This window comes from Croceibacter sp., from assembly GCF_002716225.1.
In the GTDB taxonomy this organism is placed as follows: Bacteria; Bacteroidota; Bacteroidia; order Flavobacteriales; family Flavobacteriaceae; genus Croceibacter; species Croceibacter atlanticus.
The window spans coordinates 47,298-70,230 of record NZ_PAZX01000013.1; the positions used below are offsets into that span (position 1 = coordinate 47,298).

The 22,933-nt window shown below is 33.7% G+C and carries 22 protein-coding genes; 5 read left to right on the plus strand and 17 right to left on the minus strand.

The genetic code is table 11. From position 1 onward, the window contains the following. Window positions 1-37: 37 nt before the first annotated feature. Together CL818_RS09985 and CL818_RS09990 are read right to left on the minus strand one after the other, a co-directional pair. Window positions 38-214, minus strand: coding sequence for a CAL67264 family membrane protein (locus CL818_RS09985; RefSeq protein WP_013187409.1), 177 nt, complete (start codon window positions 212-214; stop codon window positions 38-40). Window positions 215-441: 227 nt separating this feature from the next. Then, window positions 442-1,857, minus strand: coding sequence for a DNA/RNA non-specific endonuclease (locus CL818_RS09990; protein WP_272974350.1), 1,416 nt, complete (start codon window positions 1,855-1,857; stop codon window positions 442-444). 225 nt (window positions 1,858-2,082) lie between these two features. On the opposite strand from CL818_RS09990, the gene CL818_RS09995 reads away from it, so the two are divergent. Next, a complete protein-coding gene (locus CL818_RS09995) occupies window positions 2,083-3,711 on the plus strand; it encodes an acyl-CoA carboxylase subunit beta (RefSeq protein ID WP_013187407.1) in 1,629 nt (542 codons plus the stop codon). Between the two features lie 5 nt (window positions 3,712-3,716). Here the strand turns inward: CL818_RS09995 and CL818_RS10000 are convergent, their stop codons facing one another. The 3 genes from CL818_RS10000 to CL818_RS10010 all read right to left on the minus strand — a co-directional run bounded on the left by CL818_RS10000 (window position 3,717) and on the right by CL818_RS10010 (window position 7,253). Beyond that, window positions 3,717-4,823: an AMP-binding protein gene (locus tag CL818_RS10000; RefSeq protein WP_013187406.1), complete on the minus strand. Its 1,107-nt coding sequence runs from the start codon at window positions 4,821-4,823 to the stop codon at window positions 3,717-3,719. 66 nt (window positions 4,824-4,889) lie between these two features. After that, window positions 4,890-5,873, minus strand: coding sequence for a CPBP family intramembrane glutamic endopeptidase (locus tag CL818_RS10005; RefSeq protein WP_013187405.1), 984 nt, complete (start codon window positions 5,871-5,873; stop codon window positions 4,890-4,892). An 81-nt stretch (window positions 5,874-5,954) separates the two neighbouring features. Then, complete coding sequence (locus CL818_RS10010; RefSeq protein ID WP_272974352.1) at window positions 5,955-7,253, minus strand: NAD(P)/FAD-dependent oxidoreductase; 1,299 nt, start codon at window positions 7,251-7,253, stop codon at window positions 5,955-5,957. Window positions 7,254-7,430: 177 nt separating this feature from the next. On the opposite strand from CL818_RS10010, the gene CL818_RS10015 reads away from it, so the two are divergent. Both CL818_RS10015 and CL818_RS10020 read left to right on the plus strand, forming a co-directional pair. Beyond that, window positions 7,431-7,925 carry an RNA polymerase sigma factor gene (locus tag CL818_RS10015; RefSeq protein ID WP_272974353.1) on the plus strand — a complete coding sequence of 165 codons (495 nt, stop codon included), beginning with the start codon at window positions 7,431-7,433 and terminating at the stop codon, window positions 7,923-7,925. Between the two features lie 5 nt (window positions 7,926-7,930). Continuing rightward, window positions 7,931-8,545 (plus strand): DUF8845 family protein, encoded by a 615-nt coding sequence (locus tag CL818_RS10020; protein WP_272974354.1) that lies wholly within the window; start codon window positions 7,931-7,933, stop codon window positions 8,543-8,545. 28 nt (window positions 8,546-8,573) lie between these two features. Here the strand turns inward: CL818_RS10020 and CL818_RS10025 are convergent, their stop codons facing one another. The 7 genes from CL818_RS10025 to CL818_RS10055 form a co-directional block, all read right to left on the minus strand. After that, window positions 8,574-9,740 (minus strand): sigma-54-dependent transcriptional regulator, encoded by a 1,167-nt coding sequence (locus tag CL818_RS10025; protein WP_013187401.1) that lies wholly within the window; start codon window positions 9,738-9,740, stop codon window positions 8,574-8,576. Between the two features lie 3 nt (window positions 9,741-9,743). Continuing rightward, window positions 9,744-10,640 carry a DUF6268 family outer membrane beta-barrel protein gene (locus tag CL818_RS10030; protein WP_272974355.1) on the minus strand — a complete coding sequence of 299 codons (897 nt, stop codon included), beginning with the start codon at window positions 10,638-10,640 and terminating at the stop codon, window positions 9,744-9,746. After that, entirely contained in the window at window positions 10,633-11,622 is a 990-nt protein-coding gene (locus CL818_RS10035) for a mechanosensitive ion channel family protein (RefSeq protein ID WP_013187399.1), read from the minus strand. Before CL818_RS10035 ends, CL818_RS10030 begins: the two co-directional genes overlap by 8 nt. Then, the gene (locus tag CL818_RS10040; protein ID WP_272974356.1) at window positions 11,622-12,923 is read right to left on the minus strand and encodes an ABC transporter permease; all 1,302 of its coding nucleotides are present in this window, start codon (window positions 12,921-12,923) and stop codon (window positions 11,622-11,624) included. The genes CL818_RS10035 and CL818_RS10040 overlap by 1 nt, the downstream gene beginning before the upstream one ends. Beyond that, on the minus strand, window positions 12,916-13,845 hold the full coding sequence (locus CL818_RS10045; RefSeq protein WP_013187397.1) for an ABC transporter ATP-binding protein: 930 nt from the start codon (window positions 13,843-13,845) through the stop codon (window positions 12,916-12,918). The genes CL818_RS10040 and CL818_RS10045 overlap by 8 nt, the downstream gene beginning before the upstream one ends. 208 nt (window positions 13,846-14,053) lie before the next feature. Continuing rightward, window positions 14,054-15,184, minus strand: a complete 1,131-nt coding sequence (gene dnaJ / locus CL818_RS10050) for a molecular chaperone DnaJ (RefSeq protein ID WP_272974357.1) — start codon at window positions 15,182-15,184, stop codon at window positions 14,054-14,056. A gap of 98 nt (window positions 15,185-15,282) precedes the next feature. Beyond that, a complete protein-coding gene (locus CL818_RS10055) occupies window positions 15,283-15,858 on the minus strand; it encodes a nucleotide exchange factor GrpE (RefSeq protein ID WP_013187395.1) in 576 nt (191 codons plus the stop codon). Between the two features lie 161 nt (window positions 15,859-16,019). Here CL818_RS10055 and CL818_RS10060 point away from each other — a divergent pair, with 161 nt between their 5' ends. Both CL818_RS10060 and CL818_RS10065 read left to right on the plus strand, forming a co-directional pair. Continuing rightward, complete coding sequence (locus tag CL818_RS10060; protein WP_272974358.1) at window positions 16,020-16,691, plus strand: YceI family protein; 672 nt, start codon at window positions 16,020-16,022, stop codon at window positions 16,689-16,691. A gap of 244 nt (window positions 16,692-16,935) precedes the next feature. Next, window positions 16,936-17,130, plus strand: a complete 195-nt coding sequence (locus CL818_RS10065) for a cold-shock protein (protein ID WP_013187393.1) — start codon at window positions 16,936-16,938, stop codon at window positions 17,128-17,130. An 84-nt stretch (window positions 17,131-17,214) separates the two neighbouring features. Here CL818_RS10065 and CL818_RS10070 read toward each other — a convergent pair whose 3' ends face one another. From CL818_RS10070 to CL818_RS10090, 5 genes are all read right to left on the minus strand, one after another. Continuing rightward, window positions 17,215-18,030 (minus strand): prohibitin family protein, encoded by an 816-nt coding sequence (locus CL818_RS10070; protein WP_013187392.1) that lies wholly within the window; start codon window positions 18,028-18,030, stop codon window positions 17,215-17,217. A 19-nt stretch (window positions 18,031-18,049) separates the two neighbouring features. After that, window positions 18,050-20,083 carry a vWA domain-containing protein gene (locus CL818_RS10075; protein WP_272974359.1) on the minus strand — a complete coding sequence of 678 codons (2,034 nt, stop codon included), beginning with the start codon at window positions 20,081-20,083 and terminating at the stop codon, window positions 18,050-18,052. A gap of 40 nt (window positions 20,084-20,123) precedes the next feature. Beyond that, on the minus strand, window positions 20,124-20,870 hold the full coding sequence (gene fabG, locus CL818_RS10080) for a 3-oxoacyl-[acyl-carrier-protein] reductase (protein WP_272974360.1): 747 nt from the start codon (window positions 20,868-20,870) through the stop codon (window positions 20,124-20,126). Between the two features lie 117 nt (window positions 20,871-20,987). Then, window positions 20,988-21,965 carry a hypothetical protein gene (locus CL818_RS10085; RefSeq protein ID WP_272974361.1) on the minus strand — a complete coding sequence of 326 codons (978 nt, stop codon included), beginning with the start codon at window positions 21,963-21,965 and terminating at the stop codon, window positions 20,988-20,990. A 9-nt stretch (window positions 21,966-21,974) separates the two neighbouring features. Further along, window positions 21,975-22,931 carry a DUF6175 family protein gene (locus CL818_RS10090; RefSeq protein ID WP_219359611.1) on the minus strand — a complete coding sequence of 319 codons (957 nt, stop codon included), beginning with the start codon at window positions 22,929-22,931 and terminating at the stop codon, window positions 21,975-21,977. Window positions 22,932-22,933 lie beyond the last annotated feature (2 nt).

The following is a 22,933-nucleotide window of genomic DNA, read 5'->3' on the forward strand; positions in this document are numbered from 1 at the left end:
AAATAGTCAAAAATTTAAATTTAAAATAAGAGGGTTACTAAACGCGTCCTTTTAAGGCATTAAACACCCAAGCAATAGCAAAGAAACCAATTCCCACAGACACAAAGCCCCAACCGGCTACATCGTCATATTTAAAAGCACCTAGAGCAATTAATCCTAGACCTACTAATATCATTATAAATGTGGCCCAAGCCAATACTGTATTTTTATTCATCATCCTTCTATAAAATTTTATTGTGTTATTTGGGCGCTTAAACAGGCTATTCGCTAAATCTCCTTTACAAAGGAGGATACCGCTTCTATCCTTAGCGCAGTAATGAAGGACAAATATCGTGTATTGGTAACTTTCCTACAACACTGTTTTTACTTGCAGGAAAAAACCCCTTATAAAATGTAAACTACAATTTATAAGGGGTTTTGAAAAATTATATTAGCTTCAATTTAGCTTGTAGGTCCATTATCGACGTTAGACTCTAACACAGCTTCAATTGAGTTTGGAATATTTTCTAATAAATCATATCCAGTAAGGTTCTCTATAGCATTAACAGTTGTTCTATACTGTGCCCAATTGCTATTAACGCCTTGGTCATTAGGGACATTAATTGCAATGACTCTAGTGCTTGTGGTTACTCGATTAATATCATCTGTGCCATTATCTAAAATCAATGCCACTTTCCAGAACGTATCTGGCACTGTAATTTGCCCACTATCTATGGTTGCAGCATAACCATTACTTCCTGTACCACCAGAACCGTGAACCCCAGAAATAATATGAATTTCCTTACCTTCATCTGTTAACGATCTTAGATAGTTTTCAAAATTTGCCCAAGTTTGCTGGTTGTTATCTGGAGATTGTGGCGCAATGTTACTCATATAAAATGTGTTTTCATTAGCACCATCTGTATAAGTTCTATCTGCCGAAGGACACAAATGACCTCTATTAAATCCTGTACCAGTATAATCTCCAGTAGTTGGTTTATAAAAACTGCTAGGTAATGAGTAATCACCTTTAAAACAATCACAACGGTCTGCATTTCCTCTCCAAGCATCACTTAAATGCCAGCTTACCCAATTTGCTGTTCCTCGTGAGTTATTGTAAGACAAGATGAAATCTGGTTTAGAAAGGTAATAGTTGTTAGATGAAGTGTTGGCATTAGATGGATTTCCGAAGGTAATATTGCTATCTCTTGCTGCTGTTCCGCCACCACCATTTCCACTTCCAGATGATGTTGTGATTTCGAAGTTGTCTATATTTATTCTATTGCTACCACCAGAAAGTTTCATAATACCAAATCTTACAGCAGACGTTGTATTTACTGTAAATGTTACAGTGTTTAAGGTTGTAGAGTTTGTGGTTACTGTATCACCTACATAGTACCAGTTTGCTCCATTATCATAAGAAGCAATTAAACGCCAAGTAGATGTGCCATTGCTACCGTATTTAGCGTGCCTAACTCTTACTATGTTTGCACCGTTATCCATATTAAAATTCATGATAGCATAACCAGAATTTCTTATGCGCATAGATTTAGAGCCATATTTTCTATCATTAGATAGTGAGCCTAACAAAGCATCTGTTAAGTACCAGCTTCCAGATGCAAGCGTAACATTGGCACCAGCGTAACTACCTTTAGAGCCGCTTTCAAAAGCTTCAGTAAAGCCATCCACTCTTAGTCCTGAGAAGTTATGTTCATGTGCTCCACTATTATCTTGTAAAGTTGTCTTAGCTTCAATTTCTCCAATAACTTCAACAGAAAGTGTTTCTAAAGATTCATAAGTATCATCATCCTTCGAACAGGATACAATAATTAAAAGCGTTGATAATACAATTAGGGGTTTAAATAAAAATGATTTCATAAATGTTTGGTTTGGTTAATACAAGTGATAAATGTACATCTAACTCCCTATATTCTATGTTAATATAAGATGAACAATTACAAATCTATTTGCGTGTTATAAACAGGTTTTAAACATTTTCCATTTATAAAAGGAATACTGCCAATTGAAAAAATATAAACTCTTAAATTTCAAAGTGGTTTTTTGTATTTTCGCAACAATAGCAAACCAACACATCATTATTCTATGGATATCAACTTCAATAAAAATGAAGACGTTAATAAATTAAAGGTTTCAAATTTAAGAGATCGACTTGCAAAAATTAAACTTGGCGGCGGTGAAAAGCGTATTGAAAAACACCATGCTAAAGGAAAGATGACAGCAAGAGAACGTATTAACTATTTACTAGATGATCACGAAGCTGCTATTGAAATTGGTGCTTTTGCTGCAGACGGTATGTACGAAGACCATGGTGGTTGCCCAAGTGCAGGTGTTGTTATTAAAATAGGACATGTTAAAGGCAAACAGTGTATTGTTGTAGCAAATGATGCTACCGTAAAAGCTGGTGCTTGGTTTCCTATGACTGGCAAGAAGAACTTGAGAGCCCAAGAAATAGCTATGGAAAATAGATTACCTATTATTTACTTAGTAGATAGTGCTGGTGTGTATTTACCTATGCAAGATGAAATCTTTCCAGATAAAGAGCATTTTGGGCGCATTTTTAGAAACAATGCTGTAATGAGTAGTATGGGTATTACTCAAATAAGTGCAGTTATGGGTAGTTGTGTTGCTGGTGGCGCCTATTTACCTATTATGAGTGATGAAGCGTTGATAGTAGATAAAACTGGAAGTATATTTTTAGCTGGAAGTTATTTGGTAAAAGCTGCCATTGGTGAAACTATAGATAATGAAACTCTTGGAGGCGCAACAACACATTGTGAAATTAGCGGTGTAACAGATTATAAGTCTAAAGACGACAAAGATGCTTTAGATACCATAAAGAATATCATGGATAAAATTGGCGATTTTGATAAAGCTGGTTTTAATCGTAAAAAAGCTCAAAAACCATCTTTAAATCAAGATGAAATTTTCGGAATCCTACCAAAAGCTAGGCATGAGCAATATGATATGATGGAGATTATCTCAAGATTAGTAGATAACTCTGAATTTGAAGCTTATAAAGACGGCTATGGACAAACAATTATTACTGGATATGCTCGCATAGATGGTTGGGCTGTTGGAATTGTAGCCAACCAACGTAAAATTGTAAAAACCAAGAAAGGTGAAATGCAATTTGGTGGTGTAATTTATAGCGACAGTGCAGATAAAGCCACACGATTTATAGCAAACTGTAATCAAAAGAAAATACCGCTAGTGTTTTTACAAGATGTTACAGGTTTTATGGTAGGTAGTAAAAGTGAACATGGTGGCATTATTAAAGATGGCGCTAAATTAGTAAATGCTGTAAGTAACAGTGTTGTTCCTAAGTTTACTATTGTAATTGGTAACTCTTATGGTGCTGGTAATTATGCAATGTGCGGAAAGGCTTATGACCCAAGATTAATTGCGGCTTGGCCAACTGCAGAACTTGCTGTAATGAGTGGAAACTCTGCCGCAAAAGTCTTATTGCAAATTGAAACTGCATCTTTAAAGAAACAAGGCAAAACAATTACTAAAGAGAAGGAAGATGAAATGTTTAAGAAGATAAAAGATCGTTATGACGAGCAAGTGTCTCCTTACTACGCTGCATCTAGATTATGGACAGATGCTGTAATTAATCCTTTAGATACCAGAAAATGGATTTCTCATGGGATTGAAGCTGCAAACCACGCTCCTATAGAGAAGAAGTTTAATCTTGGTGTTTTACAGGTTTAATATCTTTAATTCATAAGATTTTGATCCAGTGTATTTAATCTATGTATTTTACCTGAGTCTGTCTCTTCAAATTTTTCTATAAATATGATTTGTTTTGGACGCTCAAAACGATCTAGTGTTTTCAAGCTTTTTATGGCTTGAGAAAGATTTGTTTTGGTTTCTTCAGAAAATTCTCTCTCTACGAGTAAGATTAGTTTTTCTCCTAGAGAATCATCTTCTACAGAAGCTACAAAAAATCTATGCCCTATTATTTTAGATAATTTGGTTTCAATTTCTTCAGGATACAATTTTACACCACCACTATTTATGACATTGTCATACCTACCACGCCATATAAATTTTTTATAGGTAAGCAGCTCTACAACATCATTTGTTACAAGTTCCTCATCACTAACATTAGGTGCTTTAATTATAAGACAGTCTCTATGGTCTAACTTTATAGTTACCTTAGGAAAGGTCTTAAATGGTATGGTCGTTTTTTTCTGCTTTTTAGGATTTATACGTCGTGCGGCAATATGACTACAGGTTTCTGTCATACCATAAGTTTCATACACCTTAGTTTTAATTCCTTGTACAAGCTTGCTTAAATTAACAGAAATAGCACCACCACCAACTATTAGTTTTTTTACTAAATGCAGTCTCGCTAATGAGTTATCAAGCTGAAATGGCGTCATTGCACAAAAATCATAACGCTTGTAAACTTGATCTAAAGGATTTGCTTTTGGAGGAACCATATCTAGTTCCCAACCCAAAACTATTGCCCTAACCAACATCATCTTACCAGCTATATAATCTGCAGGCAAACATAATAATGCAGTACATGGATTTTGAAGTTTAAAGAATTTTTGAGAGGCAAGAGCACTATTTATCATATGCTCTTTTTTAAGTTTAATTACCTTAGGTTTTCCGGTAGAACCAGATGTACTAACTTCTACATAGTCTTTCTCATCTAACCAATCTAAAAGAAAATTACCTACTTTCTCTTCATAAGGCTCTCCTTCCTTTACCAAACTGTAAGCAACCACCTTTAGGTCTTGAGAAGAATAATGGTGCTTGTTAAGTTTAAAATCTCGATGTGTCTCTACGGTCTCTATATTTAGTTCTTCTAACATAATTATCAATGTTAGACTAAGATATTAACTTATACGTTATGAGAATACTAAGAAAGCGTTATATTTTTATTCTAAATCTTCAGCATCAGATAGTATACTGTAATCTGGATCAACAGGTTTTTGATAAACATTTACTTTTCCAATTAGACGTTCCTTCCAATTATTCCATTTGTAAACTTTTCCAAATATGAATAATAATAAAGGAAACATTATAAAAACTGGAGCAATTAACTCCACAAACCCTAAGCTAGGGTCTGAAATATCTTTAAAAATAGAATCGGTTTGCAATGCTGTCCAGTCTGCGGTAACTAAGAGCGCAGTAAATATATTATTTGCAGCGTGAAACCCTAAGGCCAACTCCATACCATCATCCATTAAGGTAAGTATCCCTAAAAACAAACCTGTACCAATATAATATACCATAACACCATAGCCTAGTTTATCTACTTCTGGGTTTGCAATATGCAATAATCCAAATACTACTGATGTAAGCAGTAATGGAAACCATTTGTTTTTCACAAAATAACCAATGCCCTGCATTAAGTATCCTCTAAATAAATATTCCTCAAAACTGGTTTGAAAAGGTAATAGCAGGAAAGATATAAGACAAAGTATTATGAATGGTTGCCAATTAAAATTTAACACATAATCTTCAGGTGTAACAGCATAATCTAACAACACCAATCCAGATGATAGTATACCCCAAAAGAAGAATGCAAAGAATATTCGCTTCCAGTCTACAGTTTTTCTTGCTGTTGTTAATGAAGTAATGCTTTGCTCGTGTAGTTTTTTTACTGCAAAAAGCAGAAACAATAAACCACCAAGAAACGGAAGAATGATAAAAATTAAATTAACGTTGGAAGAAAATGCTGTCATAACTGCAGAAACATCTTCTAATTGTGAAGCCTCTAATTCACCTTGTGCCACTTTGTAACCTAATCCTATAAGATGTGGTACAGAGAAAACAAAAACACCAACTATAGCTATTATCACACCAATAATGTAACGCCACCAATCATGAAGTGTGTTTTGAACTTGTGCTATATACATAAAATTTAATTTAAGGGTTTAGAGATTAGACGCCATAAAAGTATCTATGTTACGTCTGAATATTAGATACAGTAAATTGAATTATTCACCATCTGACATTTCTTGCTTTTTCTGTTTAAATGGTCTAATTATTAGTCGTGCAGCTTTATCATAATTAATATAATTATACGTCCAATTAAAGAATGTAACTAACCTATTTCTAAAACCGACCAAAAACCAAAGGTGAATAAACATCCAGATAAACCAAGCAAAAAAACCACCAATACGAAATTTACCTAAATCGACAACTGCTTTATTTCTACCTATAGTAGCCATTGTGCCTTTATCAAAATAGCTAAACGGCTCAAGTGGTTTACTTTTTAATATATGTTTAATGTTTTTGGCAAGTTGTGCACCTTGTTGAATGGCAGGTTGTGCAACCATCGGATGTCCTTTAGGGTATTCATTACTTGCCATTAATGCTATGTCTCCTACCGCAAAAATATGCTCATAACCCTCAACTTGATTAAATGCGTTTACTTTATATCGGTTTGCTTTATCTATAATAGCATTAGCGTTTAAACCTTTTACTGGTGCTCCTGTTACACCTGCAGACCAAATAAACGTTTCGGTTTCAAAAGACAAATCGCTTTTAGTAGTTACTGTTTTACCATCATAGTCTTCAACAAACGTTTCAAAATGTAGCTGTACTCCTAAGTTTTTTAGGAATTTCTCTGCTTTTTTTGAAGCTGCCTCACTCATTGGCGGTAAAACCCTATCTAAACCTTCAATAAGATGTATTTCCATCTCATTTATATCTAGTCCAGGATAATCTTTGGGAATTACATTGTTTTTAAGTTCTGCAATAGCACCACTTAACTCTACTCCAGTTGGACCAGCACCAGCAATGACAAAGTTTAATAATGCTTTCCTCTTTTCTTTTGAAGCTGTAATATTAGCTTGCTCTAAGTTTTCAAGAATTAAGCTTCTAATGTTTAAGGCTTGTGGTACAGTTTTCATCCACATTCCGTTTTCTTCTATACTCTTATTGCCAAAGAAATTTGTTTTGCTTCCTGTAGCAATTACCAAGTAGTCAAATTTTAAATCACCTATGTTGGTTGAAATTGAATTTGTTTCAGCATTTATTTGATGCACCTCTGCCATCCTGTAATGACAGTTGCTTGCATTCTTAGTTATTTTTCGCAATGGATACGCTATGGAATCCGGCTCTAAACCACTAGTAGAAACCTGGTATAATAAAGGTTGAAACGTATGGTAGTTTCTCTTGTCTAATAACACCACTTGTAATGGCAATCCTTTAAGTTTTTTTACTAGAGAAATGCCTGCAAAACCGCCACCAATTATAACTAATCGTGGATGTTCTGTTTTTGGAAGATTCATAGAAGATGTTTCTCCCAAAGATACGAAACAAAGCATTTTACTATTCTTAAACAGGCGTTAAACCAGTGCTTTTCTAAATATATATTTGCTTCAGATATTTTAAAACTTATTTTTTTTCTAATTGCGCTGTAACAAGTTATAACTTTATACAACTAACAAGTAACTATCTAACAACCTGTGAAAACACAATTAGAACAACGTTTTGTAGCCCAACTCGAGGAAAACCAAAACATTGTGCATAAAATTTGTCGTATGTATACCAACGACCAACAATCGCACAAAGATTTGTTTCAAGAGATTACCATACAGTTGTGGCGTGCCTACCCTAAATTTAGAGGAGACTCTAAGTTTAGTACGTGGATGTATAGAGTAGCCTTAAACACTGCTATAACATTATACAGAAAATCTAAACGCCGAATTAAAACACAGGATTATGAGACGGTTCATTTTAAGATTAGTGACATACCTTATGATGATGAAACAGAACAACAGCTTAACCTAATGTATAAAGCCGTTAAGCAGTTAAATGATATAGAAAAAGCTTTAGTATTTCTTTATTTAGAAGATAAGAATTACAGAGATATTTCTGAAACCTTAGGAATAAGCGAGGTAAATGCAAGAGTGAAGATGAACCGAATAAAAACAAAATTAAAAACAATATTAAATCCGTAGATATCATGGAAGGATTGGATTTATTGAAACAGGAATGGAAGAAGCAGGATGCTTCTCTTCCTAAATATAAGAGTAACGATTTATATAAGATGCTTCTAGAAAAGTCGTCTTCTATAGTAAAGTGGATATTTTATATAAGTATTATAGAGTTTGTATTCTGGATAGGCTTATCTGTTATCATTGCTATTTTTGATAAGGATAATATGATGACAAAACCAGAATTTCAAGTTTTTAACTGGATTAGTAATATTATCTTTTATGGGGTAATTATCTTTTTTATGGTTAAGTTTTATATAAACTACAAACGCATAAACACAGATGATTCTATAAAAGGGCTAATGCGAAATATAATACAGACAAGACGTACTGTTAAGCATTATGTCTGGTTTAACCTTTTATTCTTTGCACTTTCATTTTGTGTAGTAAGTGTATTAATGTATACCCATAATGAATTTAGTACAACTCCAGAAGGTGTCTCTCCATACCTGTTGTTGTTTGTATTAATTGCCACTCTAATTGTTATTTTAGGGATACTAATACTTTTTTACAGATTGGTATATGGTATATTAACAACACGCTTAAAAAAGAACTACAAGGAACTAAAAACTATGGAGATATAAGGAATGTGATGTTGCTATAGTTTAATGACTATTGCTTACTAGCAAACATCTTTACATCTGTTTCTACAATCTCTTTGTTTCCTAAAATTATAAGACGCTCAACTACATTACGCAGTTCACGTATGTTTCCTGTCCAATCATATTCCTGTAATAGCTTGATGGCATCTTTTGAAAAACTTTTAGCAGGTGTGCCGTGTTCTTCAGATATCTTACCAGAAAAATAGTTTACCAGTAGTGGTATATCTTCTCTACGCTCGTTTAATGAAGGTACTTTTATAAGTATTACTGCAAGCCTATGGTAAAGGTCTTCCCTGAAATTCTTTTCTTCTATTTCTTGCTTAAGGTCTTTATTTGTAGCGGCTACAACACGTACATTTACTTTTATATCCTTATCACTACCCACACGTTGAATCTTATTTTCTTGAAGTGCACGTAGTACTTTAGCCTGTGCTGACAGACTCATATCACCAACCTCATCTAAGAAAATTGTACCACCATTTGCAGCTTCAAACTTACCAGCGCGATCTTTGTTTGCAGAAGTAAATGCACCTTTTACGTGACCAAATAATTCACTTTCAATTAACTCTGAAGGTATTGCAGCACAATTAACCTCAATCATAGGTCCTTTAGAACGTTCACTCTTTTGGTGTATCCAATGTGCTACCAACTCTTTTCCAGTACCATTAGGACCTGTTATAAGTACGCGTGCATCTGTAGGTGCTACTTTTTCTATCATTTCCTTAATAGTGTCTATTTCTTTAGACTCGCCTATCATTTGATAGTTTTTACCAACCTTACGCTTTAATCGTTTGTTTTCAACTACAAGTTCTTTTCTATCTAATGCAATTCTAACTGTATTTAAAAGCCTGTTTAAATCTGGTGGTTTAGAAATATAATCGAATGCTCCTAAACGCATAGTGTTTACTGCAGTATCTAAATCGCCATGACCAGAAATCATAACAATTGGAGTTTCTGGTTTAATTTTCTTCGCAGCTTCTAACACTTCGACACCATCCATCTTTGGCATCTTAATATCACAAAGAACCAAGTCAAAATCATTATCTTTTATAAGCTCAATTCCAGAAAGACCATCTTCTGCCTCCTGCACTTCATACGTGTCATTTTCTTCAGAAAGTATTTTAGTAAGTACGCGGCGTATTGCAGCTTCGTCTTCTATTATAAGTATTTTTGGCATTGTTTAGAGTTTAAATTTAATTCCGCCACGAGAATAAAACGTGTTAGAATCGTTTACAGTATACACATCGTCTGTATCTTCGTTTCGCATTCTTATATCATTAAGAAGTGTATATCCTGCATAAGCATAAAGTAACAGGTGATCTGTTAAGTAATATTCGTAACCTAGTCCTGCTAATACAACTGTCATGGAGATATTGTCTGCTGGTTTAGTTGTAGGGTTACCATCTACATCTATGTTCTCTTGTATATTTGCAAAAAATCCGTCTAGAGTTACAAAAGATTGTACAATACTCTTTTCACTAAAATAATGTTTGAGGTTAGTTTTTGGAACACCCAACGTATAGCTCCATTTTTCTGAAGCTCTTACATTATAGTTAATTACAGGTAAGGGAAAAGGCCTACCAGCTGTGGTTGAATATCTTAACCCTAAGATTAATCTCCAGTTTTTAGAAGTTCCTGGTTGGTCCTCCATATCTTTATCTTTAATAAAGTATACAGCTCCTGAGAATAAAAGATCGTCTGATTTTATACCATCTGTAAAGTTAGACGCTATAATTGTTCCTGTTTTTACTCCAAACCTCCAGTCATTTTTCATTTTAAAGGTATAACCTAATGAAAGATCATAAGACTGGAATCTCTCTAAATCTCTTGTAGGAAATGGCGTTAAATCTTCATAAACCAAATTTACATTTCTGTATTCTGCTCCAATAACAAGGTAACTGCCTTCTTTAACTTTTATAGGTGCATTTATTAATGCCCTAAAACGCCTAAATGAATTGTCTGAATCTGATTGTGGAAAATAGGTATATTCAATTCTGGCTAAGTCTGAAGTTTGGGCTTCTGCTTGATGCATGCCAATACTTAATAAAGCGAATATTACTAAACAGATTCTAGTCATTTGCAAGGTTATTATTTGGGTTATTATTTGGTTGATTAAATATATGCACATCGCGTTGTGGGAACGGTATAGACACATTATTTAATCTAAATTTCTTATCTATATTAAAACGAAGTTCACTTTTAATTTTAGGATCTACAAAAGAATCGCTAACAAAAAAGTAAACGCCAAAAAGCAGAGCAGAGTCTGCAAAGTCTTCAAACAGAACAAAAGGTGCAGGTTTTTTTAGTATGCCACGTTGTTCTGCAGCACAATCTAAAAGAATCTGTTTCACTTTTTCTGTGTCACTTCCGTAAGCCACGCCAACTTTTACGGCTTCACGTGTGGTCTTATGGTTTTGTGTGTAGTTAAAGATCGTATCACTTATAAATTTATGATTTGGTATGATAATTACCTTATCATCTCTTGTTAAGGCTCTTGTGGTGCGTAATTTTATTTCTATTACACGTCCTACTCTACCTTCCATCTCTATGATATCTCCTACGTGTAAAGATTTATCTGTTATTATAAAAACACCACCAATAACATCTTGAAATAACTCTTGTAATGCTAAACCTAAACCAACAAATAATGCTGCAGATGCTGCTAACAATGCTGTAATTTGAACACCTGCTGAGTTTAGTGTTATGATAATTACGAACAGATAAATAACATACTTAAAGAAGCTAAATATGCTTATAAACTTGTTCTTATCTTCAATTTCCATTTTACGTGTGTAAAACTTTCTAAAGAATCTAAGTGCATATGTAGTGATAAGGAACACTAATATTACTAATAGCAACATCCCGACAGTAAGGTGTATTTCCTTATCGGTACCTGCATTCCAACGCGGGCCATAGTTTAAAAATTCTTTAATGGAGCCCCAACCAAGAATGTCTGTCTCTATAGCTTTTTCTACACCTTCTTCAGCTTTCTCTACAGATTCCTTGACCTTGTCTTGAACGTCTTGTAATAATATAATAAATGATATAAGTAACTTCATTAGTATTTAAGCCATTTATACAGTTCTTTAAATGTTGGTTTTTTACCGTATTTTAAAATTCCTACTTTATAAATTTTTGCTGCTAACCAAACCATACCCCAAATAGACAAAGCTAAAATTAACATGGATAAGGCTACTTCCCAAATAGGAACACCAAAAGGAATACGCATAAGCATTACAATTGGCGAAGTGAGTGGTATCATAGAAAATATAACGGAAACTGTACCGTGAGGGTTTTCGATTACTGAAAAGAAACCTACATATATTCCTAACATAAGTGGCAGTATTACTGGCAACATAAATTGTTGGGTATCTGTCTCACTATCTACAGCTGCTCCTATTGCCGCGTAAATTGAACTGTACAGAAAATAGCCTCCTGTAAAATATAAGAAAAAACATACAATAAGTGACAACAGTGGTAATTTAGAGAACGCTATTACAAAATCCTGCATAGTATTGGAGTTGGAAGCGGCTTCTAAAGCTTTTTGTTGTACTATGGTTCCTTCTGAAGTATCTATGCCTAAAATTGTAGTTACAACAGTTAATAAAATGCTTCCTAAAATAACCCAGATTGTAAACTGCGTTATACCAGCTAAGGAAGTACCTAATATCTTTCCTAACATAAGATGAATAGGTTTTACTGAAGAAATTATAATCTCAATAATCCTATTTACCTTTTCTTCGATAACACTACGCATTACCATGTTACCATAAATTATAATGAACATCATTAAGAGATATCCTGCAATACCGCCAAATACCATTTTAGTGATGTTATCTAACTTAGAGCTTTTTTCGCCCTGAAAGTTTTCTATGTCTAAATTAACAGATGCTCTTGCCTTATCTAACGCAGAAGACTCTACACCTTCAGACAACAACCTCATATTAGATAACTTTCTGGATAGCGTATTCTCTATATTAGATATAACAATAAAGCTTGGTGACTCTTTTGAAAAAAACTTGACTTCAGTTTCAAATGTGGGATTATTAATTTGTTTAGGTATTACTAACAATCCATAATAGTCATCTTTCATAGCTTGTTCTTTGGCAAGCTCTACACTTAACGTAGAAACATCTAAATAGTTAATGTCGTTAGTGTTTTCAAAATCTGAGTAAAATGTACGATTAGCATCATGTATGGCTACTACCTTAGTCTCATCATTATTTAACTTAGCGAGATAGGCAATTAGGACTATCATTCCCACAAAGATTAACGGACTTAAAAATGTCATAATGACAAACGTCTTATTTCTAACACGTGCCAAATATTCTCTTTTAATTATAAGTTTTAAGTTACGCATGATCTGTGACGCTTTCTATAAATATATCGTGAATAGAAGGTATTACTTCCTTAAAATGAACTACTTGACCTTTACTCATTAGGTATTGAAGTAAATTATTAGATGTATTATTTGTATCTACCTGTATTGTACATTTTAATATATTTTCTAAGCTCTTAAAATGTGCTGGAGAAATTGTGTATAATTCTTCTAATTCTTTTTGCAGCTCTGTAATGTTTGAGGTTTTAATACCAACCTCATATTGATTTGAGCGGTATGCCTTTTTAACTTCTGTAATTTCTCCATCGAGAAGTTTATTACCGTGATGTATTAATGCCACATAATCGCAAAGTTCTTCTACAGACTCCATTCTGTGAGTTGAAAATACTATTGTAGCACCATTGTCTCTTAGCTTTAAAATCTCATCTTTTATTAGATTAGCATTAACAGGATCAAAACCACTAAAGGGCTCATCAAAAATTAAAAACTTTGGTTCGTGTAATACCGTTACAATAAATTGAATTTTTTGAGCCATTCCTTTAGAGAGCTCTTCAATCTTTTTGTTCCACCAACTTTCTATTCCAAACTTTTCGAACCAATATGTTAGTCTTGTTCTAGCTTGCTGTTTGCTTAGTCCTTTTAGTTGCGCTAAATACAAAGCCTGCTCTCCAACTTTCATACTTTTATAAAGTCCACGTTCTTCTGGCAAGTAACCAATATGAGCAACGTGATGTTGTTGCAATGGCTCTCCGTCTAAAAGTATTTGTCCAGATGTTGGAACACTAATCTGGTTAATAATACGCAGCAATGTTGTCTTGCCTGCACCATTAGGGCCAAGAAGACCAAAAATACTGCCTTTGGGAATAGCCAATGATACCGAGTTTAATGCGGTAAAGTCACCGTAAGTTTTGGTAACGTTTTTAGCTTCCAGAATGTAGTCCATATGCTTCAAAAGTAAGGCTAAATGTACATTTTTTAAGGGTGTTTAAGAAGACTTTAATAATGATTTATTACACAGTGACTTCTATAAAAAACAAAACCCATCCTTAGTAAACCAAGGATGGGAAAAAAATTGCTATGAAAAAGAAAATACCACTAATAAGTTATTAGTGATATTCAAATATATGTAAAATATTGTTAAAGAACCTAAATTATGAAAACATATCTTTTACTTTCTCAAAAAACGACTTATCGCCACCTTCTGGATTTGGTATAAAGTTTTCATCATTCTGCATTCTTTCAAAAAACTCTTTCTGTTCTTTGTTTAATGTCTTAGGAGTCCACACATTTACGTGTACTAAAAGGTCTCCTTTTCCATAGTTATTAATACTAGGAATACCTTTTCCTCTCAATCTTAATATCTTACCACTTTGGGTACCTTCATCTATCTTAATTCTTACTTTACCCGTTACAGTGTCTATTTCTTTTGATGCTCCTAAAGCAGCTTCAGAGAAACTAATATAAAGGTCGTAGTGAAGATTATCTCCTTCACGTTGTAAGTTAGGATGCTCTTTTTCTTCAATAGCTACCAATAAGTCTCCTGCAATACCATTTCCTGGCGCTTCGTTACCTTTTCCAGTAACTTTAAGCTGCATTCCATCTACAACACCTGCTGGTATTTTAATACTTACAGTTTCCTCAACAGTTGTCATACCTTGAGTATCTGCTCCAGAGCCTTTAGACTCAACAATTTGTCCTGCCCCATTACAAACGTTACAAGTAGCTGCAGTTTGCATTCTACCCAAAATTGTATTGGTTACTCTTGTAACTTGTCCAGAACCATTACAGGTTGTACAGGTTTTAAACGTAGTACCTTCTGCTTGTTTCTTTCGTTTTACTTTTATTTTTTTCTCTACACCATTTGCAATTTCCTCAAGTGTAAGTTTTACTCTAATCCTAAGGTTGCTTCCTTTTACACGACGTTGTCCGCCGCCACCAAAGCCGCCTCCAAAACCAGAGAAACCGCCACCGCCGCCGCCAAATGCGCCGCCAAAGATATCACCAAATTGGCTAAAGATATCGTCCATATTCATACCGCCACCGCCAAAGCCGCCAGAACCATCGAAAGCTTGGTGACCATATTGATCGTAACGTGCTCTCTTTTGAGGATCTCTTAAAACTTCATAAGCTTCTGCAGCTTTTTTAAACATTGCCTCTGCCTCTTCATTACCAGGATTTTTATCTGGATGATATTTTATGGCCTTCTTACGGTATGCTTTTTTAATTTCTGCATCACTAGCACCTTTGCTAATTCCTAATATGTCGTAATAATCTTCTTTCATATCTGTGTTTTCTAAATCCTAAAGTGAGGTTTAGATTAAAATCTATGAGTCTACTTTTACATCCAGACTCTGTAAGATGTGACATCTTAATGCCAATATTACATTCCTGTTACCACCTTTGGGTAACGTATTATACGCTCTCCTAACTTGTAGCCTTTTTCAACCACATCAACAATCTTACCTTTAAGCTTGTCTTTTGGAGCAGGAATTTGTGTGATAGCTTCGTGAATTTCTGCATCAAAAGTATCACCTTCTTTTACTTTCATTTCAGTAAGACCTTTGCTTACTAAAGTATCTCTTAACTTATTATGAATAAGCTCTACTCCTTTAGATAGGTTTTTATCTTTTGCTTTGCTTATTTCAGAATGTGCACGATCAAAATCATCTAACACTGGAAGCATAGCACCCATCATTTCTTGGTTTGCTGTCTTATACAACTCCATACGCTCCCTACTTGTGCGCTTCTTAAAGTTTTCAAATTCAGCAAATAATCGTAAGAATTTATCTTTTTCCTTTTGTAAATCTTCTTTTAAAGTTTCAAGTTCAGAAACTTCGGTTGTTTCTTCTTCTGTCTCTCCTTTGTTTTCCTGTTCTTCAGAAACTTTATCTATAGCGTCGTCTAAGACTTCTTCTATATTATCTTTAACTGTAGATTCTTCTTTATTAGTGCTCATTTTCTAAATCAAATTTTATAACTGAATATAAGTTGGCAAAAGTACTGCCAATACTTCTAAAATGTCAAAATGTCATCGCAATAATTTAATAATAATTTAAGAGCATACATTTATATACTATGTAATTTTGCATCATATTAAATTATTTAAAAACTAAGATTATGAAACGATTTTTCTTGAATGCTGCACTTGCTCTTGCTCTTGTAGGTACTGCTGTAGCTTGTAAAGGTGATAAAAAAAATGAAACAGAAGCTGGTGAAGCTCAAACTGAAGTTGCTGCCTCTGAAGCTGCTGCTAAATACAAAGTAGATACTGCTGCTTCTTCTTTAATGTGGATGGGTTCTAAGCCAACAGGTAAACACAATGGTACAGTAGCTATAGAGTCTGGTGTATTAAACGTTGAAAACGGTGCAATACAGAGTGGTACTTTTATTATTGATATGACTACTATTGAATCTACAGATTTAGAAGGTGATATGAAGAATAATTTAGATGCGCACCTTAGAGGAACTGTTGAAGGTAAAGAAGGTGACTTCTTTAATGTTCAAAAATATCCTAATGCTGCATTTTCTGTAACAGGTGTAACTGAAAAAGATGGTAAGACTTACGTACAAGGTAACTTACAAATTAAAGAGAAAAAGAATAATATTGAATTTCCTGTAACTACAACTATGAATGGTGACACTATGACTTTAGAGTCTGAGCCATTTACAATAGATCGTACTAAATGGGATGTAAACTACGGATCTAAATCTGTATTTGACAACTTAGGAGACAAGTGGGTAAGTGACGATATGGAAATTACTGTAAAGCTAGTTGCTAATAAAGCATAAGTTTTAAGTAACAATTTATTAAAGCGAGGCAGAAATGTCTCGCTTTTTTTGTGTTTTAAATTAAAGAACCAGTGTAATTGCTCACAGTTTTAGGCTATTATAAGGGTGAAATTTAATAACCTAAACTTAAAATTTAAAGACTTTTTAAATTTATAACGTATTTATTTTAAAGTTTTTAAGTATAAATAGCTCTAACTAATTTTATTTTAAGTATTTTCGCACTTTATTAATTAATTATTTTATAATGCAAACAGGAACAGTAAAATTCTTCAATGACACTAAAGGATTTGGTTTTATCAAAGAAGAAGGAACAAACGAAGAGCACTTTGTACACGTTACAGGTTTAATCGACGAGATTAGAGAAGACGACAGAGTTGAATTCGAATTGAAACAAGGTAACAAAGGAATGAACGCCGTTAACGTAAGAGTTATCGACTAAGCATATATTTTTTATCAAAGTAAAAGCCCTATCATTTATTTGATAGGGCTTTTTTTATGTTTAAGATTTGTTGTTACTTTTCTATTAGTTGTTACCTAATATAATTGGCAAACCACCATCGCCACCACCTACAACTACAACTTTAGCATTTGGAGATTTAGATAATTGCAAGGTTGCTTCTATACCTTTTTCCTGTAAAATTTTATCTGTTAAAGATGCACTTAAAATACGGTTGGCTGCTGCTTTACCTTCTGCATCAATACGTTGGCGCTCTGCCTCTTTCTCAGCTTTAGTAAGCCTAAACTCATATTCTAAAGATTCCTGTTCTTGTCTTAATTTACGCTCAATGGCGTCTTTAATTGTAGGAGGCAAAGTAACATCTCTTACTAACACTTCATTTAATTGAATAAACTGGTCATTCACAAGATTTCTAGTTTCCTCAAAAATTTCTTGTTGTATAGCATCTCTCTTGCTAGAATATAATTGCTCTGGTGTATAACGTCCCACTACACTTCTTGCTGCAGATCTTATACTAGGCAACAACACGCGTTCTTTATAGTCACGGCCTTTTTGACGGTGAAGCTTTCCTAAATCGTCATATATTGGTTGAAACCAAGCAGATGCATCGATATTAATTTCTAGACCGTTGCTTGATAATACTTTCATCTTTTCAAATACTTCCTGCTGTCTTACTTCGTATACAATTACTTTGTTCCAAGGTGCAATTAAGTGAAAGCCTTCACCTAGTGGAGACTCTTCTGTTACTACACCGCCACCAAAAGTTTTATAAAGTACACCAGCTTCTCCAGATCCTATTGTGATTGCAGATTTTGCTAGAATTATGATGATAATGACTACTCCTATAATAATTGGTAATCCTATCTTAGGTAATTTGTCCATGTTTTGTTTTTATATTTAGTTATATTAATCCGTTATACTTTCTAATAAACCACTCCAAACTAAGAGTTAAGATTATGATGCCTAATAAATAGTACCAATCTATTAAAGGTTTAATTTGCTTTTGTTGTTTTTGTATGGGGTTATAAGTTTCATTTTCTAATAAATTAGTTATAAGCTGAGCTGAATTACCCATACTGAACAGCTCTTTATTAGTATTAGTCGCTATTTGTTGTAACGGTGTTACATTAGCACTTAAAAATTGCTGCTCTACATTAAATTCAATAATCTCAAAATTTCCAGATCTTGAGATTGACTCGCCTGCAACTGTTACCGAAAATTTGTAGGAATCTGGAGTAAGACTACTTAAGTCTACCTCATACCTATTATTTTTTAAAACCATAGGTATCTCTTGCCTTGTATTGTTACGCTCACCAATTACAACCATAGAGAGTTTAGCCCTCGCATCAAACTCGTAGTTCTTATCAAAATACTGAGCGGCTAAAACAATGTTATCTCCACCATTGTAAAAAGAGTTGTAATTTATATTTAACCTATTACGCCTTTCCTTAGATGCTAAATATTGTATTAATTTACCAACAAACTCATCAAAGGGTTCAAAAGATTGGTTATCTAAATAACTTTGAGCTCTCCATCTCCAAATACCTTCTCCAAATAAAACAGCGTGTCGTTGTGCTCCATCTTCAATGGTTGTTAGCAGTGAGCTTCCTGTTGGTAGTCCAGAAATTGTTTGCATTAATAGTGGCGTATGGGCTTTTTTAATAGACACTTCACCAAACTCATCTACTAATGGAGGAAAGTTTGAAAATCCTATATCGTCTACCTGAAATGTTGAAAAATTAGAATTGAATTCTGCTTGATAATCTTCAACTTGAGCACTTAATTCTCTAGTAAACAACTCACCATTATCGTTTAAAAATCTATAATCTGTACGTGTTCCTGTTATTGTAAACGTATTTATGCCTAACGTTTTTATAGTTTCATAATAAGGTTTAAAACTTACATTAGGTTGGTAAAGCAATACTGCTTGATAATCTTTTAAATTAATATCTGGCTCATCACTTTTTTTAATAGTAACGTTGCGTTGCTCATTGCTTACTATTGCTTTTTTTAGTGTCCCTAAATCTGGATGAATTATACTTGTTAAGATTAGAACATTAGTACGCTCATCAATAACTTCTATTCCAAAAGATTTTTTATTATTTACAGTGTTTTTTTCGGCATCTAAAGCTTGTAAACTTACAGTATAAGTCTTAACTCCTATTGAAGTTACCGGTAAGGTTACCTGAACAATTTCTGAAGTTTTCTCTTTAGAAAAAGATAATGGCTTACTATAGATTACTCGACCATTTTGAAACACATTTAATTTGGTTGATACTGCTGAATTTCCATTATAATTTGCAATAATTTCAACAGGAAATTTATTGTTTAAAAACGCATATCTATTAGCATTTAACTGAGAAATCTTTAAATCTTGATAGCTTGTGGTGTCTCCAACTATAACAGGATATACATCTTGCTTATATTTTTTAGCAGCGTATTGGTAAGCTTCTCCGTAAGTTTGATTACCATCTGTAATTATTACGGTTGGCGCAACCTTAGCCTTATAAATATCTTGAAGCTCTTTAAATGCTGAAGTAACATTAGTTTGGTTTTCTGAAAAGCTAAAAGTGTCTTGAGCTTTTAATGTATTACCAAACGTAAATATTGAAATGTTATATTTTTCTTGAATATTTTTATTCTCTCTAATTGAAGCTACAAATGCAGTAACCTCATCTGTAGACTTAAAATAGTTTATAGATTGACTATTATCTACAGCTAAAACAAGGTTGCTTTTTTCGAGTACGTAAGAAGTATTTGTAAATTTTGGGTTTATTAAAAGCAGTAATATCCCGAAAATAGAAACAAACCTTAATAACGCTAACATGAAAGACCGCTTAGTACGCTCTTTCTTAGATTTTAAATATTGAAAGACCGCTATTCCTAAAGCAGAAATAGCGGCTAAAAATATTAATAAGATTGTTTGACTTTCCATAGGTGAAATCACAAGAATCGTATTCTTTTTGAATCTTGATTTAGGTTAACATACCACCATCAACATTTAATACTTGTCCTGTAACATAACCACTCATATCACTTCCTAAGAAAACACAAACATTTGCGATATCTTCTGGAGAACCACCACGTTTTAATGGAATAGCATCTCTCCAACTTTGCACTGTTTTCTCATCTAGTTTACCTGTCATTTCAGTTTCTATGAAACCAGGTGCAATTACGTTTGTTCTAATATTTCTGCTTCCAAGCTCTAATGCCATAGATTTAGAAAAACCTATAATACCAGCTTTAGATGCTGCATAATTACTTTGTCCTGCATTACCTTTTACACCTACAACACTACTCATATTAATAATGCTTCCTTTACGTTGCTTAAGCATAGTACGTTGTACAGCTTTAGTCATATTAAAGACAGATTTTAAGTTAACATCTATAACTTTATCAAAATCTTCTTCTGTCATACGCATTAACAAATTGTCTTTAGTAATACCTGCGTTATTTATAAGAATATCTATACTTTCAAAATCTCTTGCCACATCAGAAACCAAGTCCTGACATTGTTGAAAGCTTGCTGCATTACTTTTATAAGCTTTAGCTTTAACCCCTAAAGCTGAAAGTTCTTTTTCCAATTCTTCTGCAGCTTCAGAAGACGAACTGTATGTAAATGCAACGTTAGCACCGTGTTTTGCAAAAACTTCGGCAATACCTTTACCTATACCTCTACTTGCACCCGTTATAATTGCGTTCTTACCTTCTAATAATTTCATAGTATTAAATCGTGTTTGGTTGTTCAATGGTTGTAAATATAACAAGTTAAATGTATCACGCATAAAAAAACCGCCACAATAGCTGTGACGGTTTATATTAACACTATTAATTAGCTATTACCACCAACCTCTCACATTATAGTTTATTGTTTGTGGTTGATTTTCAAAATAGGTTGTCAATACTTTTTGAGCTGTATCTAAAGACGCTTTTTCTACTTGAGCATCAAGTTTCTGCTGATTTAGAATATACTTCCATTCACGATCTGTAAGGTCTTTTACACGTTTTCCTATATCGTTAGACAGACGTACAGCATCTCTATAACAAGAAGCGTTAGGGTCTATACTAGAAAGTATAATTCCTGCTTTGTCTGCTCCATCTAAATTTTGATCTGTATTCCAAACATTACGTGCATTGTTTAGTTTTAGATTACACTCTGTATCTATCTTCTTTTGATAGTATTCTGGAATTAATGCAGATACTTTGCTATAACAATCTTTACTTACTTGTGGCACTGTGGTTAGGTTAAGTAAAGCCATATCAAAATTGTTTTGTGCAGCCTGGTTTTGAGCTTCAGCTACAATAAAATTACAATTAGTATTATAATACTCTAATATCTTAGGCTTTGCTGCTTCAATTACGCTTTTAAATTCTTTGTTTTCGGGACGTAATTGTTTAAATGCATTTATATATGCCTTTGTTTCATTAGAGCCTACTCCTTTAGCAGTAATAGATCCTGAAGAAAATTTAGTGCCAGAAACACCATCTCCTACAAATAATCCTATATCTAAAACAACTACAACTCTAGGTGGCGCCGTAGCCAACACATTTTTCTCTAGGACAGATACATTTGGTGTAATTATAAATCTTGCATTATTGGTAGAACCTCCTAAACCGTATTTATTAACGGCTCTCGCCAATTTACTTTGTAAGTTATTACGAGCAACTATTGGTAGATTTTCAATTTGGTTAGAGACATAAGAGGTAAGCTGTATTCTACCTAAATCGTCTGAAGTTCCAAAATCATTTTGAGCTTGTAACGGTAGTAGCGCCAATAAAAGGCCTACCACAACACTATATTTTATATATCTTTTCATGATGTATTATTATTTACTTCCCAAAAAGATAGTGGCTTCGCCTAATCCTCTTGTTGTTAATTTGTTTACAATATTATAAGGCGAATTTTTGAGCATATCACTTAGCCCTTTTGCAAATCGTCTTGTATCCATTGCGCGTTCTCTACCATTTCTAGTGTAATACAATGGAATTCTAACTTGGTCAAAAATCATCATATTCTCTGTAGCATCTGTTGTGGAGAATCTTCCCTTTACTGTATTATCTGCTATCCAATCTTCAATAATAAAACTTAACTCTTCATCTTCTGGACCAAAAGAGCTTTCAAGATCTTCATCCCAATCATCCCAACGTTTAATTCTAATTTTAATCTCGCGACCATTTTCAAATAAATCATCAAAATGATTTTGTAGAGAGTTAGTAAAATTATCCATGTGTGATAGTACAGATTCTTCCAAAAGTACAGGCAATTCTGCAGAGAATGATGGCGCTCCTGTTCCTGCTGCTGTTGCTATCTGTTTATTTGAATAAGCATCTAAGCCTTGCAAGTTAAAGGTTACAGAACGTTTTGGTCCTGTTTTGTTTAACGTCCAGGTTAGTTGCATAATAATATCTGCTTTTGCTACAGCTTTAAATCTATCAACAGGACTTTCTTCTACTTCGCCTCCAGATTTGGAAGACCTTAAGGCATCTTCTGCAGAATAACTATTTAGGGACTTAATTACAGACTCCATATTTTGAAGTGGAAAGCCACGATCTGCCATAAGACCATTAATTTTACTTATTACAAGTAAAAGGTCTGGATCATTTTGAAAAGCGGCTTTGTAATCTGGAATAGTCTCTACAGTACCTTGATTTTCAAAATTCATACTGTACCCATTTTGTATACACCAAGCATCACTTGGCACTACCATAAGAGTAGGTTTTTTTGCTTGCCCAATTGCTAGGGTACTTACAGCTAATAATAAAAGTGTTATAATTTTTCTCATAG

Excerpts from the sequence above, each read along its gene's own strand:
- CL818_RS10020 (WP_272974354.1), top strand. The coding sequence starts at position 7,931 with ATGGAAGGATTGGATTTATTGAAACAGGAATGGAAGAAGCAGGATGCT.
- CL818_RS10025 (WP_013187401.1), bottom strand. The coding sequence starts at position 9,740 with ATGCCAAAAATACTTATAATAGAAGACGAAGCTGCAATACGCCGCGTA.
- CL818_RS09995 (WP_013187407.1), top strand. The coding sequence starts at position 2,083 with ATGGATATCAACTTCAATAAAAATGAAGACGTTAATAAATTAAAGGTT.
- CL818_RS10035 (WP_013187399.1), bottom strand. The coding sequence starts at position 11,622 with ATGAAGTTACTTATATCATTTATTATATTATTACAAGACGTTCAAGAC.
- CL818_RS10005 (WP_013187405.1), bottom strand. The coding sequence starts at position 5,873 with ATGTATATAGCACAAGTTCAAAACACACTTCATGATTGGTGGCGTTAC.
- CL818_RS10075 (WP_272974359.1), bottom strand. The coding sequence starts at position 20,083 with ATGGAAAGTCAAACAATCTTATTAATATTTTTAGCCGCTATTTCTGCT.
- CL818_RS10040 (WP_272974356.1), bottom strand. The coding sequence starts at position 12,923 with ATGCGTAACTTAAAACTTATAATTAAAAGAGAATATTTGGCACGTGTT.
- dnaJ (WP_272974357.1), bottom strand. The coding sequence starts at position 15,184 with ATGAAAGAAGATTATTACGACATATTAGGAATTAGCAAAGGTGCTAGT.
- CL818_RS10030 (WP_272974355.1), bottom strand. The coding sequence starts at position 10,640 with ATGACTAGAATCTGTTTAGTAATATTCGCTTTATTAAGTATTGGCATG.
- CL818_RS10070 (WP_013187392.1), bottom strand. The coding sequence starts at position 18,030 with ATGGACAAATTACCTAAGATAGGATTACCAATTATTATAGGAGTAGTC.
- CL818_RS10085 (WP_272974361.1), bottom strand. The coding sequence starts at position 21,965 with ATGAAAAGATATATAAAATATAGTGTTGTGGTAGGCCTTTTATTGGCG.
- CL818_RS10045 (WP_013187397.1), bottom strand. The coding sequence starts at position 13,845 with ATGGACTACATTCTGGAAGCTAAAAACGTTACCAAAACTTACGGTGAC.
- CL818_RS09990 (WP_272974350.1), bottom strand. The coding sequence starts at position 1,857 with ATGAAATCATTTTTATTTAAACCCCTAATTGTATTATCAACGCTTTTA.
- CL818_RS10000 (WP_013187406.1), bottom strand. The coding sequence starts at position 4,823 with ATGTTAGAAGAACTAAATATAGAGACCGTAGAGACACATCGAGATTTT.
- CL818_RS10065 (WP_013187393.1), top strand. The coding sequence starts at position 16,936 with ATGCAAACAGGAACAGTAAAATTCTTCAATGACACTAAAGGATTTGGT.
- CL818_RS10010 (WP_272974352.1), bottom strand. The coding sequence starts at position 7,253 with ATGAATCTTCCAAAAACAGAACATCCACGATTAGTTATAATTGGTGGC.
- CL818_RS10090 (WP_219359611.1), bottom strand. The coding sequence starts at position 22,931 with ATGAGAAAAATTATAACACTTTTATTATTAGCTGTAAGTACCCTAGCA.
- CL818_RS10060 (WP_272974358.1), top strand. The coding sequence starts at position 16,020 with ATGAAACGATTTTTCTTGAATGCTGCACTTGCTCTTGCTCTTGTAGGT.
- CL818_RS10055 (WP_013187395.1), bottom strand. The coding sequence starts at position 15,858 with ATGAGCACTAATAAAGAAGAATCTACAGTTAAAGATAATATAGAAGAA.
- CL818_RS09985 (WP_013187409.1), bottom strand. The coding sequence starts at position 214 with ATGAATAAAAATACAGTATTGGCTTGGGCCACATTTATAATGATATTA.
- fabG (WP_272974360.1), bottom strand. The coding sequence starts at position 20,870 with ATGAAATTATTAGAAGGTAAGAACGCAATTATAACGGGTGCAAGTAGA.